The organism is Stutzerimonas stutzeri (assembly GCF_000935215.1).
Lineage (GTDB): Bacteria > Pseudomonadota > Gammaproteobacteria > Pseudomonadales > Pseudomonadaceae > Stutzerimonas.
In genome coordinates this window covers 1-1257 of sequence record NZ_JXXD01000359.1, presented here as the reverse complement: position 1 = coordinate 1257, position 1257 = coordinate 1, and the positions used below count along the sequence as shown (strand labels likewise).

The 1257-nt window shown below is 57.1% G+C and carries 1 protein-coding gene; it reads left to right on the top strand.

Annotated elements, in window-relative coordinates:
- Nucleotides 1–251: 251 nt before the first annotated feature.
- Nucleotides 252–1257, top strand: a 1006-nt coding sequence (locus tag LO50_RS23405; protein ID WP_044316536.1) for an SNF2-related protein, incomplete at its 3' end; no start/stop codon positions are given.

The following is a 1257-nucleotide window of genomic DNA, read 5'->3' as shown; positions in this document are numbered from 1 at the left end:
GAGCTTGAAGAGCTTGAAGAGCTTGAAGAGCTTGAAGAGCTTGAAGTACTCAAACCAATGTTTGAGTTCAACCCGGCGACAGGCCTCCCAATGGTCAGCGATTGCTTCGATGCTGGAGGGAACGCATTCGGCTTCGGGGATGATTGAGCAGTAGTCTGTGAAGACACAGTCCGAAGCCGACAGTAAAAACGTGAAGTTCCTCTTGTTCTTAGTGATAATCCGAGCTTGCTCTGCTTGGATGGTTACGTCTCATGGAACTGATCGACAACATCAACGCGCTGCTCGGCGAGGATCTCAAGGGCCAGCTCAAGCCCGGTGCCAAGCTGAAGATCGCCGCCTCCTGCTTCTCGATCTACGCCTATGTGGCATTGAAGAAGGAGCTTGAGAGCATCGACTCCCTGGAGTTCGTCTTCACCTCGCCAACCTTCGTGCCCAGCGAAGCCAGCGACAAGTTGAAGAAGGAGCAGCGCGAGTTCCACATCCCCAAGGCCGAACGCGAACGCAGCATCACCGGCAGTGAGTTCGAGATCCAGCTGAAGAACAAGCTCACCCAGAAGGCCATTGCTCGCGAGTGCGCCGACTGGATTCGGCGCAAGGCGACCTTTCGCTCCAACCGAGGCCAGGCGCCGATGCAGCCTTTCATCGGAGTAAAAGGGCAGGCGGAAGATGCCGTCTACATGCCGGTGCAGGGCTTCACCGCCGTGGACCTGGGCTACCAGAGAGGCAACGCGCTCTCCAACATCGTCACGCGCTTCGACGAGCCATCCCACACGGGCATGTTCCTGAACCTGTTCGAGCAGATCTGGAATGACCCGGACAAACTGGAAGATGTCACTGCGCGGCTCTGCGAGCACATCGCCTCGGTCTATCAGGAGAACGCTCCCGAACGCATCTACTTCCTGATGCTCTACAACATCTTCCGCGAGTTCCTGGAGGACGTCAGCGAGGACGTGCTGCCCAACGAGCTTACCGGCTATCAGGACACCCTGATCTGGCAGAAGCTGTTCAACTTCCAGCGTGATGCGGCGACCGGGCTGATCAACAAGCTGGAAACCTACAACGGCTGCATCCTGGCCGACAGCGTGGGCCTGGGCAAAACCTTCACCGCGCTGGCCGTGATCAAGTACTACGAGCTGCGCAACAAGTCCGTCCTGGTGCTCTGTCCGAAGAAGCTGGCCGACAACTGGCTGAACTACAACCAGAACCTCAAGACCAACATCTTCGCCAAGGACCGCTTCAACTACGACGTGCTGTGTC